Below are 15,250 nucleotides of genomic sequence, written 5' to 3'. Positions count from 1 at the left end.
ATCCCCGCCGCTACCGTTCCTCGAACCCGGTGATTCCGCCGAGGGCGGCGCCCCAGTTTTCCACAACCAGATCGACTCGACCAGGAGTGTCACCCGAACGCAACAATGCCAGCAAACGCTCGCACGCCGGTCGCGGACCCTCGGCCACCACGTGCACCCGCCCGTCCCGGGTGTTGCGGGCGTGGCCCACCACACCGAGCTCCAGCGCCCGCGCGCGCGTCCACCAGCGGAACCCGACGCCCTGCACGTAGCCGTGCACCCAGGCGCTGAGCCGGACGGGGTCGGAGCTCACGACTCGATCTTGTCGATCTGGAACGTCAGGTTCACCGTGCTGCCCGCCTTCAGCGTCCGTCCCACGGTGCACACCTTGTCGATGGCGCGCTGCACGGTGACCAGCAAGCGCTGGCGACCGGCCTCGTCGAGTTCGGACAGGTCCAGCTCGACGACCTCTTTCAGCTCCGGATACACCTCGTTCTCGCGGTCGGCGTCGCCGGAGACGCGGATGGTGGTGTCGTAATTCTCGCCGAGCCGGTTGGACAGCGGGAAGTCCGAACTCATCCCGGTGCAGGCGGCCAGCGCGATCTTCAGCAGCTCACCGGGGGTGAAGACGCCCTCGACGCCGTCGGAGCCGATGAGCACCTCGGCCCCGCGCGAACTGCGCCCGGTGTAGCGGCGGGTGCCGGTCCGCTCCACCCACAATTCGGTCACCGGCTTCGGTGCCTTGGTCTGCGGTGCCGCCGCGACGGTCGCGGGCTGCGAGGCGGCGGCGGTGGGTGCGGCGGAGTTGGCGGTCTGTTCGGACATACCGTCGATCCTGCCATCGGGCCCGGCGCAGGCGCATCGCACACCGGATTTCACCACGGCGTGAGTGGGTGGTTGTGTCCGATATCACCGGTTTTGTCCAGCTCGGGCGGGGACTGGTCAGGCCTGGAAGCGGTATCCCATGCCGGCCTCGGTCAGCAGATGTTTCGGCTGCGACGGATCGTCTTCGAGCTTGCGCCGCAGCTGCGCCAGATATACCCGCAGATAGTGGGTTTCGGTCGCGTACGTCGGCCCCCACACCTCGCGCAGCAGTTCGCGCCGCCCCACCAGCTTGCCCTGGTTGCGCACCAGCATCTCCAGCACACCCCATTCGGTCGGGGTGAGGTGCACGTCGCGGCCGCCGCGGACGACCTTCTTCGCCGCGAGATCGACGGTGAAGGAGGAGGTTTCGACAATCGGCGCGGACTCCTCGGCCGCCGAGGCGGACCGCCGCACCGCCGCCCGCAGCCGGGCCAGCAGCTCGTCCATGCCGAACGGTTTGGTGACGTAGTCGTCGGCTCCGGTGTCGAGGGCCTGCACCTTGTCCGAGGAATCGGTGCGGGCCGAGAGCACGATGACCGGCATCGAACTCCAGCCGCGAATGCCGGCCAGCACCTCGACACCGTCGATATCGGGCAGGCCCAGATCCAGCACGACCACGTCGGGATGCTTCTCCGCGGCCGCGCGCAGGGCCGCCGCGCCCGTGGCCGCGGTGATCACCTCGTAGCCGCGTACCGACAGGTTGATCCGCAGTGCGCGCAGGATCTGCGGTTCGTCGTCGACGACCAGCACCCGGACGGCGGCCGGCGGTCGTTCGGCCGATGTCACGACGCCTCCTGTGTTGTGCGGGACACCCGCACCCGGTCGGCGTCGCGAGCGGGCTGCGCAGTGTCGCTCACGACGCCTCCTGTGTTGTGCCGGCCGGCAGCTCGATCACCATGGTCAGACCACCTCCCGGCGTCGGCTCGGCGTGGACGGTGCCGCCCATCGCCTCGACGAATCCGCGGACCACCGACAGGCCCAGGCCCACGCCGGTCGAATTGTCGCGGTCGCCCAATCGTTGGAACGGTTCGAACATCTGGTCCTCGAGTCCGGTCGGAACGCCCGGACCGTAGTCGACCACTGTGATGGATACCCGGTCGCCGTCGCGTTCGGCGCCAACCCGCACCGGTGTGTCGGGGGCCGCCATACCGGTCGGGGCCGAGTAGCGCAGCGCGTTGTCGACCAGATTGGCCAGCACCCGTTCCAGCAGGCCGCTGTCGGCGCAGACCGAGACCTCGCCGACCTCGACCTTGACCCGGTCCATCGCCGCCTGGCGGACACCGCGGGTCCCCATCCCGACACCGACGACCGCGCGGTTGACCACCTCCTCCAGGTACACCTGTTTGAGGTTGGGCTCCACCGCGCCGGCCGCCAGCCGCGAGGAGTCGAGCAGATTGCCGACGAGCGCGGTGAGCTGATCGGTGGATTCCTCGATGGTTTCCAGCAATTCGGCGGTATCGGCGGGGGAGAACTGCACGTCCTCACTGCGCAGACTCGACACCGCCGCCTTCGCCGCGGCCAGCGGCGTGCGCAGGTCGTGGCTGACCGCCGACAGCAGCGCGCGCCGCAGCCGGTCCGTCGCCATCACACCCGCGGCGGCCTGGGCCTGATCGGCGAGTTCGCGCTGGCGCACGAGCCCGGCCGCCTGCCCGGCCACCGCCGCGAGCACCCGGCGGTCACCGGGGGTCAGCGCGCGCCCGCTGAGCAGCAGCCAATGTTCCTCGTCGCCGGCGCCGATCGCGGTATCGGCGGCGGCGGGTGTGCGCGCCGGATCGTGACCGACGCAGGCGATCACCTCCTCGTCACCGACGAAACTCACCGCCCGCTGCCGGTAGATCTCGCGGGCCCGCTCGAGCAGATCGGGCAGGTCGGCGCCGTGCAGGATCGCCCCGGCGAACAGGGTCAGCAACTCGGCCTCACGGGAGGCGGTGCGTGCCTCGCGGGTGCGATTGGCGGAGATGTCGACCAGCGCCGCCACCGCCACCGCGACTCCCGCCATCACGACGATGGTGAGGAAATTGTTGGGTTCGGCGATGGTGAGACTGTGCCGCGGGGTGGTGAAGAACCAGTTCAGCAGCAGCCCGCCCAGCACCGCCGACAACGCGGCCGGTGCGACACCGCCGAGCAGCGCGACCGCGATCACGCCGATGAAATACATCGCGCTCTCACCGGCCAGATCCAGGCGCGAATCCAGCCACAGATAGCAGACCAGGGTGATCAGGGTGGGCACCACCAGGGCGGCCAGCCATGACACCGTCGACCGCTGCCGCCGTAGCAGGGCCGACCAGCGCAGCCCCCGTTGCGCCTCCTCGTGGGTGACCATGTGGACGTCGATACTGCCCGAGCGCTGCACCACGGTCGCGCCGATGCCCTGGTCGAGGATGCGCGCCCAGCGCGAGCGGCGGGAGGTGCCCACCACCAGCTGAGTGGCGTTGACCTGGCGGGCGAAATCCAGCAGGGCATTGGGGACGTTCTCGCCGGTCACCGTGTGCAGGCTGGAACCGAGCCCGGCGGCCAGCTCACGCAGCCGATGCAGCCGTTGTGCCGACACTCCGGCCAGTCCGTCCCCGCGCACGACGTGCACGACGAGCAGTTCGGCACTGGATTTGGTGGCGATGCGGCTCGCGCGCCGCACGATCGTCTCCGATTCCGGGCCGCCGGTCACCGCGACGACCACGCGTTCGCGCGCCTCCCAGGTCGCGGTGATCTTGTGGTCGGCCCGGTATCTGGCCAGCGCGGCGTCGACCTGATCGGCCAGCCACAACAGGGCCAGTTCGCGTAACGCGGTGAGATTGCCCGGCCGGAAGTAGTTGCGCAGCGCCGCGTCCACCTTGTCGGCGGTGTAGACGTTGCCGTGGGAAAGCCTGCGCCGCAACGCCTCCGGCGTGATGTCGACCAGTTCGACCTGATCGGCGCCGCGCACCACCCAATCCGGCACGGTTTCGCGCTGCACCACGCCGGTGATCTGCTCGACGACGTCGTTGAGGCTGTCCAGGTGCTGAACGTTGACCGTGGAGATGACGTCGATACCGGCGTCGAGCAGTTCGTGGACGTCCTGCCAGCGCTTCTCGTTCTTCGATCCCGGCACGTTCGTATGCGCGAGTTCGTCCACCAGCGCGACGGCCGGCGCCCGCCGCAGCACCGCCTCGACATCCAGTTCGGGCAGGGTCGTGCCGCGGTAGGTGCGCATCGCCGGCGGAATCCGCTCGATGCCCTCGAGTAGTTCCGCGGTCTTGCTGCGGCCGTGGGTCTCCACCACCGCGGCCACCACGTCGCGGTCACGGCCTATTCGCCGGTGCGCCTCGCCGAGCATCGCGTAGGTCTTACCCACGCCGGGCGCGGCCCCGAGATAGATGCGTAGTTGTCCGCGCTTCACAGGTCCATCATCGCGCGATTCGGACGACGTGGACGGCGCGAAACCCGGACGACCCGAGTGGTGCGCCCGGCGGCCACGCGCAGGCCCAGCGCGCAGCTGACGAAGGCGAGGATCACCATCGCCGCGACCGCGAAATCCGGCACTGTCTTCTCCTCACGACCCGGTGATTGCCGCTGTGCCGGTCGACTGGACCGGACAACACACTGTGCACCGCCGCGCGGGCCCGATCGCCGATCTTTACGACTCCTTGACGGGGTCGCCGCCGACCTTGACGGCGCGGCAGCGGGGCCGCGGCGGCCTGTAAGCACCCCGTCAATGCCGTCGCCGCGACCGCTAAGAAGCCGTCAACGCCGTCGAAATCGGTCGTTTCGCGAGCTTGACTCACTGCGGCGCATTCGCTTCCGGATGCCGTCAACAGAGAGGACTGCACTATGTCCGTCGCGGTGTTCACCGTCGTGACCGTGGCGATCTTCGCCCTGCTCGGCCTGCTCCAACGGGGGGTGGAACGGCTGTGATCGCGAACATCGTCGGTCTGATCCTGGCCCTCGGCGTCGCCGTCTACATGGTCGCGGCGCTGCTGTTCCCGGAAAGGTTCTAGGTGAGCACAACCACTGCCGGGGTCGTGTTCGTCGCGACCCTGATCATCGCGCTCGCGGCGGTCCACATCCCACTCGGCGACTACATGTACCGGGTGTACTCGGGCACGAAACACTCGCGGGCCGAACGCATCGTCTACCGCGCCATCGGGGTCCAGCCCGGCGTGGAGCAGACCTGGGGCGTCTACGCCCGCAGCGTGCTGGCCTTCTCCGCGATGAGCGTGCTGGCGCTGTTCTTCCTGCAGCTGATCCAGGGCCGGCTGCCGCTGCATCTGCACGAGCCCGGGACCGAGATGACCGCGGCGCTGGCGTGGAATACCGCGATCAGCTTCGTCACCAATACCAATTGGCAGAACTACGCCGGGGAGTCGACCCAGGGACATCTGGTCCAGATGGCGGGCCTGGCCGTGCAGAACTTCGTCTCGGCCGCGGTCGGGATGGCGGTCGCGGTCGCGCTGGTGCGCGGTTTCGCCCGCCGTCACACCGGTGACCTCGGCAACTTCTGGGTCGATTTGGTGCGCGGCACGCTGCGGATCCTGTTGCCGATCGCGTTCGTGTTCGCGATCGTGCTGATCGCCGGCGGCGCGATCCAGAACTTCCACCTTTACGATCAGGTCGCCCAGACGATCACCGGTGCGCCACAGACGATTCCGGGCGGCCCGGTCGCCTCGCAGGAAAGCATCAAACTGCTGGGCACCAACGGCGGCGGCTTCTTCAACGTGAACTCCGCGCACCCGTTCGAGAATCCGACGGCCTGGACCAACTGGGTCGAAATCTTCCTGATCCTGCTGATCGCCTTCTCGCTGCCGCGAACCTTCGGCCGCATGGTGGGCAGCACGAAGCAGGGGTATGCGATCGCGTCGGTGATGGCAGTGCTCGCGCTGATCAGCGTGACGCTGACCAACCTCCTGCAGCTGCGCCACCACGGCACCGTGCCGACGGCGGCCGGCGCGGCGCTCGAGGGTGTCGAAACACGATTCGGCGTAGCGGATTCCGCGACGTTCGCGGCGTCGAGCACGCTGACCTCCACCGGCGCCGTCGACTCCGCCCACGATTCCTACACCAGCCTCGGCGGCATGGTGACGATGGTGAACATGCAGCTGGGCGAAGTCGCGCCCGGCGGTGTCGGATCGGGCCTGTACGGCATGCTGATCCTGGCCGTGATCACCGTCTTCGTCGCCGGGCTGATGGTCGGGCGCACGCCCGAATATCTCGGCAAGAAGATCACCCCGCGCGAAATCAAGTTCGCCGCATCGTATTTCCTGGTCAGTCCGCTGATCGTGCTGGTGGGCACCGCGCTGGCGATGGCGTTGCCGGGCGAGCGCGCGGCCATGGCGAATGCGGGGCCGCACGGCCTGTCGGAGGTGTTGTACGCCTTCACCTCGGCCGCCAACAACAACGGCTCGGCCTTCGCCGGGCTCGGCGGCAACACCGTGTGGTGGAATACCGCCCTCGGTCTGGCGATGGTGTTCGGCCGGTTCGTTCCGATCGTTCTCGTGCTCGCGCTGGCCGGATCGCTGGCGCGCCAGGGGCATACGCCGGAATCGATCGGCACCCTGCCGACGCACCGGCCGCAGTTCGTCGGCATGGTCGCCGGCGTGACGCTGATCCTGGTCGCCCTCACCTTCCTGCCCATGCTGGCGCTCGGGCCACTCGCCGAAGGAATTCACTGAAATGACCGCTCCGACAACCAATTCCGTGGCCGTCCCGCGCGCTGCCAATCCGTCGCCGCGCCGAGGCAGCCGTGGCATGTTCGATCCGGCGATACTGGCCCGGTCGCTGCCCGACGCCCTGCGCAAACTGGACCCGCGCACACTGTGGCGCAATCCGGTGATGCTGATCGTGGAGCTCGGCGCACTCTGGTCCACCATCCTCGCGGTCGCCCATCCCACGGTCTTCGCCTGGGCGATCGTGATCTGGCTGTGGCTGACGGTGATCTTCGCCAACCTGGCCGAGGCCGTCGCCGAGGGGCGCGGCAAGGCGCAGGCCGATACGCTGCGAAAAGCCAAGACCGACACCGTCGCCCGGCGATTGGTGAACTGGCACCCGGGCGCCGCGGCGCCGCTCGAGGACACCGTTGCCGCACCCGAACTGCGGCGCGGCGACTACGTGGTGGTCGAGGCCGGGCAGGTGGTTCCGGGCGACGGTGACGTCGTGGAGGGCATCGCCTCGGTCGACGAATCGGCGATCACCGGTGAATCGGCGCCGGTGATCCGCGAATCCGGCGGCGACCGGTCCGCGGTCACCGGCGGCACCACCGTGCTCTCGGACCGCATCGTCGTCGAGATCACCCAGGAGCCGGGCGGCAGTTTCATCGACAAGATGATCGCCCTGGTGGAGGGCGCCAGCCGGCAGAAGACACCCAACGAGATCGCGCTGAACATCCTGCTGGCGGCGTTGACGATCATCTTCGTGTTCGCGGTCGTGACGTTGCAGCCGCCCGCGATCTTCGCCAAGGCGAACAATCCGGGAGTCGGCGACAGCGCGGCGCTGAACGCGCACGGGGTCACCGGCATCGTCATGGTGTCGCTGCTGGTCTGTCTCATCCCGACCACGATCGGCGCACTGTTGTCGGCGATCGGCATCGCGGGAATGGATCGGCTCGTCCAGCGCAATGTGCTGGCGATGTCGGGTCGCGCGGTCGAGGCCGCCGGCGATGTGAACACGCTGCTGCTCGACAAGACCGGCACCATCACTCTCGGCAACCGGCAGGCCGCCGGCTTCGTCGCCATGCCGGGTGTCACCGAGGACGAGATGGCCGACGCCGCACAGCTTTCCAGCCTCGCCGACGAAACTCCCGAGGGCCGTTCGATCGTGGTGTTCGCGAAATCCGCGTACGGCAAACGCGAGCGCACGCCGGGTGAACTGGCGGGCGCGACCTGGGTGGAATTCAGTGCCCAGACCCGGATGTCGGGCGTGGACCTGCGCGACGGGCATGGGTTGCGCAAGGGCGCGGCGAGTGCGGTCACCGAATGGGTACGGGCCCACGGTGGTTCGGTGCCGGAGGAGGTCGGGCGGACCGTGGACGGTATCTCGGCCTCCGGTGGCACACCGCTGGTGGTCGGCGAACTGCTCGACGGGCAGGCCCGGCTGCTGGGTGTGGTCCATCTGAAGGATGTGGTGAAACAGGGCATGCGGGAACGCTTCGACGAGATGCGCCGCATGGGAATTCGCACGGTCATGATCACCGGCGACAATCCGCTCACGGCCAAGGCGATCGCGGACGAGGCCGGGGTCGACGACTTCCTGGCCGAGGCCACCCCCGAGGACAAGCTGGCGCTGATCAAGGGCGAACAGGCCGGCGGGCGCCTGGTCGCCATGACCGGCGACGGCACCAACGACGCGCCGGCGTTGGCGCAGGCCGACGTCGGCGTCGCGATGAACACCGGGACGTCGGCGGCCAAGGAGGCCGGCAATATGGTCGATCTGGACTCGGATCCGACCAAACTGATCGAGATCGTCGAGATCGGCAAACAGTTGCTGATCACCCGGGGCGCGCTGACGACCTTCTCCATCGCCAACGACGTCGCCAAGTACTTCGCGATCATTCCGGCGCTGTTCGTGGCGTTGTTCCCGGGCCTGGATGTACTCAACGTGATGCGGTTGCACAGTCCGCAGTCGGCGATCCTGTCCGCGGTGATCTTCAACGCGATCGTCATCGTGGCGCTGATCCCGCTGGCGTTGCGCGGCGTCGGCTACCGCCCGTCGAGTGCGTCGAAACTGTTGAGCCGCAACCTCGCCATCTACGGGGCGGGCGGCATCGTCGCTCCGTTCATCGGCATCAAACTCATCGACCTTGTCGTCCGATTCCTTCCTGGGATGTCCTGATATGCCTTCGTTCTCGATGCGATACACCACCTGGTTCCGTCAGCATCTGGCCGCGGTGCGAGCACTGCTCGTGCTGACGGTGATCACCGGAATCGTCTACCCGCTGGCGGTCTTCGCGCTCGCCCAGCTGCCGGGACTGCACGACCGGGCCGAAGGCTCGCTGGTCCACCGGGACGGAAAGCTGGTGGGCAGCAGCCTGATCGGTCAGGCGTTCACCGACGGTAAGGGCGCGGCACTACCGCGGTACTTCCAGACCCGGCCGTCGAATTCCGCGCCCGCCGACGGCAGCCGCCCCGACGGCTACGACCCGACCAACACCGGTTTCGGCAACAAAGGCCCCGAGGACGTCGTCGACACCCTGGCGGCCGACCAGTCGCAATCGACGACCGGTTTGCTGACCACGGTCTGCACGCGCAGCAAACAGATCGGCGAGCGCGAGGGCGTCTCCGGCGCGCGACCGTTCTGCACGCCCGGCGGGGTCGGTGCGGTGCTCGCGGTCTTCGGTCCCCGCGACGGCCACGGGCAGGTCACCGCGCCCACGAAGGTCGTCAGCGTGAACGAGGCGTGCCCGGCGGTGCCGTTCCAGGACGCCTACCGCGGGGTCCGGGTGGACTGCGCCCAGCCCGGGACGGACTATTCGGCCGGACTGATCGTCCCCGTCCGCGGTGACGCGCCGGCCGACACCCCGGTGCCCTCCGACGCGGTCACCGCATCGGGCTCCGGACTGGATCCGCACATCTCACCGCGCTACGCGCAGATCCAGAGCGCGCGGGTGGCGGCCGCGCGGGGCATCACGGCCGAGCAGGTCGCCGCCGTGGTGGCAGCACACACCGCCGGGCGCGACCTGGGCTTCCTGGGGGAGCCCAGGGTCGACGTCCTCGGTGTGAATCTCGAGCTGGACCAGCGCTATCCGACGCGGCACTGAACTCGGCAGCTGTGGTGATCGGTGCGGGTGGCGATCAGGAGTGCAGCGCGCTGCCGGCCACCCACTGATCCCACGGCACGATCCAGTCGCCGTTGTTCCACGAGGGCAGCGGCGGACCGCTGGTGTTGCGGACTTCGACCACATCGCCGGGGATCGCGAAGTTGTAGAACCAGCGCGCGTTGTCGAGGTTCAGGTTCAGGCAGCCGTGTGAGGTGTCGGTATTACCCTGCGCCCACACCGTGGAGTCGAGCTGGTGCAGGTAGATCCCGTCGCCACTGATCTGGGTGGCCCAGCCGATCGCCTCCTTGTAACCCAGGCGCGAGTTCACCGGCAGCCCGTAACTCGAGGAGTCCATGATCACCGGATTGCCCTTGCCCATCACGGTGTAGATGCCCGCGGGGGTGTTGAAGTAGATCGTCTTACCGCCGACCTGCTCGCTGCCGCCGCGGCCCATCGAGGTGGGCATGGTGCGGATCAGTTTGCCGTTCTCGAACACCTGCACTTCGTGGGTGTTGTCGTCGGCGATGGAGACATGCGAGTCGCCGATGGTGAAGCTGGTCTTCGAATCCTCCTGGCCGAACAGGCCGGGGCCCAGCTGCGCGCCGAAGATGTTTGCCGCGACGGTGACCTTGGTGCCGGGCTGCCAGTACTGCTGCGGCCGCCAGTGCGCGTTCTTGTCGTCGAGCCAGTACCACGAGCCCTGGACCTGCGGTTCCGTCGTCACCGAGAGACGCTTCTCGGCCGCCGCGCGGTCGCCGACCGCCTCGTCGAAGTGGGCGACGATCACGGTGCCCACGCCGTAGGTTCCGCCGTCGGCCAGCGGCTGCCCACCGGTGGTGGTCAGATACGCCTTGACCTGGTTGCTGGGAGTGAGCGTGGTGAACGACGAGGTCATCGGACCGCTGGGTCCGGTGACGGTGATGCCGTTCGCGCTCATCTTGTAGTTGTGGCCGTAACCGAGCGGAACCTTCGGCTTCCACGCGGTTCGCTCCGGATTGAGCGTGCCGTCGACCTGTTTGCCTTCTTCGTTGGTCAACGTCACATCCGTGAGGATGCCGTCGGTTGCGCTCACCTCGATCGTGCCGAGCGGATCGACGTCGGCACTACCCGGCGCCGGGACCATCGCAATGGCCGGCGCGGCGGGCCCCGGGGTGCCGCGCGTCGGATTCGACGCCGGCTCCGGGGATGACGAGCACGCGGCCATCAGCGTCGTCACCAGGGCGATAGCTCCCAGCGCAACACTGAATCGGCAGCGGCGAGTGGACATGGTGTCTCCTGCGTTCGACGTGCGCCTGAGCAAGCCCTCGCAGCGCACCAATCGCCTTACTGTCTCGGTACGTAGTTTACGGGGCTTTTTCAGGTGCTTGCACCTCGGTGGTGTTGCCCCGTGTTTACGCATCGTGGTCCCGGGTACTCCAGTTACTGTTGTGTGCCCAGTGGGCGCTCAGGGACCGATCGGCCGGCGCCCGGCGTCGTGTGGTCCGCCACCGATGTCTGTGAGGGATGTGTGGTTATGAGAGAACGGTGCGAGACCACAGGCTGCGCGGCCGCTCGCACTGCTGACGAACGGACGGGTCGGGGAACCACGCTCCGATGACGCGCAGCTGGACGAGGTGTAGCGATGAGTGCAAATTTGATGATCGTAGAGGACGACGACCGGGTTCGCAGTGCGCTGCGACTGGCCATGGAGGACGAGGGCTACGACGTCGCCGAGGCCGAGGAGGCCGAGGATGCGCTCGAACATCTGCGTGACAACGGCGCACCGGATGTGATGATCGTGGATCTGATGCTGGGGGAGATGGACGGATTCACCTGTATACGTGAGATTCGTCGCGATCACGACGTGCCGATCATCGTGGTCAGCGCGCGGGACGACACCCACGACGTGGTAGCCGCGCTGGAGGCCGGCGCCGACGACTTCGTCACCAAGCCGTTCGAGATCAAGGAGATCACCGCCCGGATGCGGGCCCTGCGCCGCCGCGCCCAGCAGACCGTGGAGCCGCCGGCCCCGCAGGAGATCGTGCTCGACGCCTATCCCGAAGCGCCGCTGGTGCTTTCGGCCGACGGCGGTACCGTCCACCGCGGCGACGAGGAACTGCACCTGACCCTCACCGAATTCCGGTTGCTGTGCGAACTGGCCGAGACCCCCGGCCGGGTGCTGTCGCGCAGTGTCCTGCTCGAAAGGGTTTGGGACCGTGGGTTCTTCGGTGACGAGCGGATCGTGGACGTGCATGTCCGGCGGCTGCGGACCAAGATCGAGCGCGACCCGTCGGAGCCGGCGATCGTGGTAACCGTGCGCGGGCTCGGCTACCGCCTCGATGTGCAGCGCTAGATTTCCGCGCCTGCCCCGCCGCCAGATTCTGCGCGGTCGCGTGATCGTCGCTTTCACCGTCACCGGGCTGGTCTCGGCACTGCTGGCGGTGCTGATCGCCAAGCTCGACGGCGGCGGATGGCGCACCGCGCTGGCCTGCGCACTCGGCGGCACCGTGATCGGCGCGATCTTCGGAATCTGGTTGTCGCACCGTTTGCTGGAACCGTTGCGCCAGGTCACGGGCACTGCGGCCAAGATCGCCTCCGGTGAGCTCGGCACCCGGCTGCCCGATACCGACGATCCCGATCTGGCCCCGACCGTGGACGCCTTCAACACCATGGTCGACTCCCTGCAGAACCGCATCGATCGCGAACGCCGGCTGGTGGGTGACGTGAGCCACGAACTGCGCACCCCGCTGACCACCCTCACCACCAGCGTCGGCGTGATGTCGCGCTATGAGGATCAACTTCCGGAACGGTCGCGGCGGGCGCTGGAACTGGTCCGCGCCGAACTCGACCATCTGCGCAGGTTGCTCGACGATCTGCTGGCACTGGCCCGGGCCGAGGCGCGGATGCACGGCGCCGACGCCGAACCGCTGTCGGTGCGCGAACTGCTCACCCACACCCTCGCGGAAATGCGTTATTCACCGGAACTGCTGACCGTCGCCGACGACGGAATCGTTACCGGCCGAAAGCTCGAACTCGAGCGAGCGCTGGTGAATTTGCTCGAGAATGCGCAGCGGCACGGCGGCGGAGTGGTCGCGGTGGGGGTCGCACGCGCCGGGGACGAAATGGTGATCACGGTCGACGACGCCGGTCCGGGAGTGGCGCCACAGGATCGGCAACGCATCTTCGAAAGATTCGTGACGGTGCGCCGCGGGAAACGGTCGGGCACCGGCATCGGATTGGCATTGGTGGCCGAAACCGTTGCCGCCCACGGGGGCCGCGTGAAATGTGACGACCGTCCCGGCGGAGGTGCCCGATTCATGGTGTGGTTGCCCACCGTGACGAAATTCACCGATCATACTTCTGTAACACAACCGTAAAGTAGTCGCACGATAGACCTCAACGTTCGCGGGCAATTCTGAAGAGGTGATGCAGACCCGAACGCGGAGTATGTCGTTCAGTTCTCCGGCAACCGACGAGCCGAACGGCCGTCGGCACGTTTCCTCCCAGACGCTGATTCGTCGGCCGCGGGTGGACGACGGAGCGCGGATGTGGCGAATCGCAGTGGATTCCCAAGTGCTCGACGCCAATTCGAGTTACGCGTATCTGCTCTGGAGCCGTGACTTCGCCTCGACCACCGTCGTGGCCGAAATCGACTCGGAGATAGCAGGATTCGTCACCGGATATCTGCGCCCGGAATCGCCGGACACACTGTTCATCTGGCAGGTAGCCGTCGATCACGCCTTCCGCGGCCGCGGAGTGGGCGTTGCAATGCTGGATCGGCTCGTCGAAGACGTTGCCGACCAAGGTGTTTCGAAGTTGGAGACAACCGTTTCGCCGGACAACGAAGCCTCGCTGGCAATGTTCGCGTCACTGGCCCGGCGCCGTGACGCGGAAATGACGCGAGAAACGTTGTTCGAGCCAGAAGATTTTCCGGACGGGCACGAATCGGAGGACCTGTACCGGATCGCGCCACTGCAGGGTGACGCAAAACGATAGGAAGGATCATCGATGACCACCGCTGAGATGACCGTTTTCGAATCGCTCGAATCGAATGTCCGTGGATATTGCCGCTCGTGGCCCACGCTGTTCGACACCGCCTCCGGCGCCTGGCTGCGCGACGGTAGCGGACGTGATTACCTCGATTTCTTCGCGGGCGCGGGAGCGCTCAACTACGGGCACAACAACCCCGTTCTCAAAGAAGCACTGATCGATTACATCGCCCGTGACGGAATTACCCACGGACTCGATATGTCGACCGTCGCGAAGCGTGAATTGCTGGAGACGATCAACAACGTTCTGCTGGATCCGCGCGGCCTCGATTACAAGGTGCAGTTCCCCGGTCCCACCGGTGCGAACGCGGTGGAATCGGCGCTGAAACTGGCCCGCAAGGTGACCGGCCGCACGTCGATCCTGAATTTCACCAACGCATTTCACGGCATGACCCTCGGCGCGCTGTCGGTGACCGGAAACGCGACCAAGCGCGCGGGCGCCGGAGTACCGTTGAACCACGTGAATCCGATGCCCTACGACGGGTATCTGGACGGCACCGACGATCTGGCGTGGATGGAGCGGGTCCTCGATGACAATTCCTCCGGTGTGGACAAGCCCGCGGCGGTGATCGTGGAAACCGTGCAGGGCGAGGGCGGCGTGAACGTCGCTCGGGCACAGTGGCTGCGGCACCTGTCGGAGCTGTGTGCCGCGCGCGGAATTCTGCTCATCGTCGACGACGTGCAGATGGGCTGCGGCCGGACCGGCCCGTTCTTCTCCTTCGAGATCGCCGGCATCACCCCCGACATCGTCACCCTGTCGAAGTCGATCGGCGGTTACGGCATGCCGCTGGCGCTGGTGCTGATGAAGCGCGAGCTGGACCAGTGGGCGCCCGGTGAGCACAACGGCACCTTCCGCGGCAACAACCCGGCGTTCGTGACCGCCCGCGTGGCGCTCGAGCACTACTGGACCGATGACCGGCTGGAGGTGTCCACCGCCGCCAAGGGCGAGAAGATCCGGAAGTCGTTCGAGGCCCTCGCGGAGAACTTCGAGGGTGTCTCGACCCGCGGACGCGGGCTGGTGCAGGGACTGGTGTTCGACGACGCCTCGGAGGCGGGCAAGGTCAGCAGCATCGCCTTCGAGGAGGGCCTGCTGGTGGAGACCTCCGGCGCCGAAGACCAGGTGGTCAAGCTGCTGCCGCCGCTGACCATTACCGACGACGAACTCGACCACGGCCTGGCCATCCTGGACCGGGCAGTCGACATGGCCCGAGGAGGCAACTGACCATGATCGTGCGTACCACTGCCGAGATCACCGGAACCGACCGCGACGTCGCGGCCGAGGACTGGCGCAGCAAGCGGATCATCCTCGGCGGCGACGGGGTGGGTTTCTCCTTCCACGAGACGACGATCCAGCCGAACACCGTGCACGAGTTCCACTATCAGAACCACGTCGAAGCGGTGTGGCTGGTGGAGGGCGAGGGCACGCTCACGGATCTGACCAACGACGTCACCTACGACCTGGCGCCGGGAACGATGTACCTGCTCAACGGGCACGAGCGGCATCGGGTCGAGACCCGCACCCTGATGCGGATGCTGTGTGTGTTCAACCCTCCGGTCACGGGCAAGGAAGTTCACGACGAGAACGGCGTCTATCCGCTGGTGGCCGTAGGCGAGTAGTGATGTAGTTAGGAGGGCGACGCCGCGATGACATTGG

Annotated in this window: 15 protein-coding genes; 9 read left to right on the top strand and 6 right to left on the bottom strand. The window is 67.3% G+C overall.

Annotated elements, in window-relative coordinates; genetic code table 11:
* Positions 1 to 10 precede the first annotated feature (10 nt).
* The 5 genes from RJ03_RS17440 to RJ03_RS37215 form a co-directional block, all read right to left on the bottom strand.
* The gene (locus RJ03_RS17440) at positions 11 to 292 is read right to left on the bottom strand and encodes an acylphosphatase (protein ID WP_036503737.1); all 282 of its coding nucleotides are present in this window, start codon (positions 290 to 292) and stop codon (positions 11 to 13) included.
* Entirely contained in the window at positions 289 to 804 is a 516-nt protein-coding gene (locus RJ03_RS17435) for an OsmC family protein (protein WP_083870942.1), read from the bottom strand. Before RJ03_RS17435 ends, RJ03_RS17440 begins: the two co-directional genes overlap by 4 nt.
* 117 nt (positions 805 to 921) lie before the next feature.
* Positions 922 to 1,629, bottom strand: a complete 708-nt coding sequence (locus RJ03_RS17430) for a response regulator (RefSeq protein WP_036503736.1) — start codon at positions 1,627 to 1,629, stop codon at positions 922 to 924.
* Positions 1,630 to 1,696: 67 nt separating this feature from the next.
* On the bottom strand, positions 1,697 to 4,219 hold the full coding sequence (locus RJ03_RS17425; RefSeq protein ID WP_036503734.1) for a DUF4118 domain-containing protein: 2,523 nt from the start codon (positions 4,217 to 4,219) through the stop codon (positions 1,697 to 1,699).
* A complete protein-coding gene (locus RJ03_RS37215) occupies positions 4,216 to 4,362 on the bottom strand; it encodes a hypothetical protein (protein ID WP_157122018.1) in 147 nt (48 codons plus the stop codon). The genes RJ03_RS17425 and RJ03_RS37215 overlap by 4 nt, the downstream gene beginning before the upstream one ends.
* Before the next feature lie 368 nt (positions 4,363 to 4,730).
* Between RJ03_RS37215 and kdpF the strand changes: the two genes are divergently transcribed.
* Genes kdpF through RJ03_RS17405 form a run of 4 tightly spaced genes read left to right on the top strand, consistent with a single transcriptional unit; the run spans position 4,731 to position 9,568 of the window.
* Positions 4,731 to 4,817 (top strand): K(+)-transporting ATPase subunit F, encoded by an 87-nt coding sequence (gene kdpF / locus RJ03_RS38445; protein WP_223273250.1) that lies wholly within the window; start codon positions 4,731 to 4,733, stop codon positions 4,815 to 4,817.
* A complete protein-coding gene (kdpA, locus tag RJ03_RS17415; RefSeq protein WP_036503730.1) occupies positions 4,818 to 6,488 on the top strand; it encodes a potassium-transporting ATPase subunit KdpA in 1,671 nt (556 codons plus the stop codon).
* Position 6,489: 1 nt separating this feature from the next.
* Positions 6,490 to 8,643 carry a potassium-transporting ATPase subunit KdpB gene (gene kdpB / locus RJ03_RS17410; protein WP_051024800.1) on the top strand — a complete coding sequence of 718 codons (2,154 nt, stop codon included), beginning with the start codon at positions 6,490 to 6,492 and terminating at the stop codon, positions 8,641 to 8,643.
* A gap of 16 nt (positions 8,644 to 8,659) precedes the next feature.
* A complete protein-coding gene (locus tag RJ03_RS17405; RefSeq protein ID WP_036503786.1) occupies positions 8,660 to 9,568 on the top strand; it encodes a potassium-transporting ATPase subunit C in 909 nt (302 codons plus the stop codon).
* A gap of 34 nt (positions 9,569 to 9,602) precedes the next feature.
* Here RJ03_RS17405 and RJ03_RS17400 read toward each other — a convergent pair whose 3' ends face one another.
* Complete coding sequence (locus RJ03_RS17400) at positions 9,603 to 10,835, bottom strand: L,D-transpeptidase (protein WP_051024799.1); 1,233 nt, start codon at positions 10,833 to 10,835, stop codon at positions 9,603 to 9,605.
* Positions 10,836 to 11,189: 354 nt separating this feature from the next.
* On the opposite strand from RJ03_RS17400, the gene RJ03_RS17395 reads away from it, so the two are divergent.
* The 5 genes from RJ03_RS17395 (at position 11,190) to RJ03_RS17375 (ending at position 15,213) form a co-directional block, all read left to right on the top strand.
* Complete coding sequence (locus tag RJ03_RS17395) at positions 11,190 to 11,900, top strand: response regulator transcription factor (protein ID WP_036503729.1); 711 nt, start codon at positions 11,190 to 11,192, stop codon at positions 11,898 to 11,900.
* 40 nt (positions 11,901 to 11,940) lie between these two features.
* Entirely contained in the window at positions 11,941 to 12,924 is a 984-nt protein-coding gene (locus tag RJ03_RS17390) for a HAMP domain-containing sensor histidine kinase (RefSeq protein ID WP_051024798.1), read from the top strand.
* A gap of 196 nt (positions 12,925 to 13,120) precedes the next feature.
* Entirely contained in the window at positions 13,121 to 13,543 is a 423-nt protein-coding gene (gene ectA / locus RJ03_RS17385) for a diaminobutyrate acetyltransferase (RefSeq protein WP_231509009.1), read from the top strand.
* Positions 13,544 to 13,555: 12 nt separating this feature from the next.
* Positions 13,556 to 14,818: a diaminobutyrate--2-oxoglutarate transaminase gene (ectB, locus tag RJ03_RS17380; protein ID WP_036503728.1), complete on the top strand. Its 1,263-nt coding sequence runs from the start codon at positions 13,556 to 13,558 to the stop codon at positions 14,816 to 14,818.
* Between the two features lie 2 nt (positions 14,819 to 14,820).
* On the top strand, positions 14,821 to 15,213 hold the full coding sequence (locus tag RJ03_RS17375; RefSeq protein WP_030513045.1) for an ectoine synthase: 393 nt from the start codon (positions 14,821 to 14,823) through the stop codon (positions 15,211 to 15,213).
* The last annotated feature ends 37 nt before the right edge of the window (positions 15,214 to 15,250 follow it).

It is taken from the genome of Nocardia aobensis NBRC 100429, from assembly GCF_000308375.1.
GTDB lineage: Bacteria > Actinomycetota > Actinomycetes > Mycobacteriales > Mycobacteriaceae > Nocardia > Nocardia aobensis.
Note: the sequence above shows the minus strand (reverse complement) of the source record. Positions and strands in the feature narration are given on the sequence as shown.

What these genes read in the sequence shown, in the direction of transcription:
- RJ03_RS17395 (WP_036503729.1), top strand. Translation starts at nt 11,190, where the DNA reads ATGAGTGCAAATTTGATGATCGTAGAGGACGACGACCGGGTTCGCAGT.
- ectB (WP_036503728.1), top strand. Translation starts at nt 13,556, where the DNA reads ATGACCACCGCTGAGATGACCGTTTTCGAATCGCTCGAATCGAATGTC.
- RJ03_RS17405 (WP_036503786.1), top strand. Translation starts at nt 8,660, where the DNA reads ATGCGATACACCACCTGGTTCCGTCAGCATCTGGCCGCGGTGCGAGCA.
- RJ03_RS17375 (WP_030513045.1), top strand. Translation starts at nt 14,821, where the DNA reads ATGATCGTGCGTACCACTGCCGAGATCACCGGAACCGACCGCGACGTC.
- RJ03_RS17435 (WP_083870942.1), bottom strand. Translation starts at nt 804, where the DNA reads ATGTCCGAACAGACCGCCAACTCCGCCGCACCCACCGCCGCCGCCTCG.
- kdpB (WP_051024800.1), top strand. Translation starts at nt 6,490, where the DNA reads ATGACCGCTCCGACAACCAATTCCGTGGCCGTCCCGCGCGCTGCCAAT.
- RJ03_RS17400 (WP_051024799.1), bottom strand. Translation starts at nt 10,835, where the DNA reads ATGTCCACTCGCCGCTGCCGATTCAGTGTTGCGCTGGGAGCTATCGCC.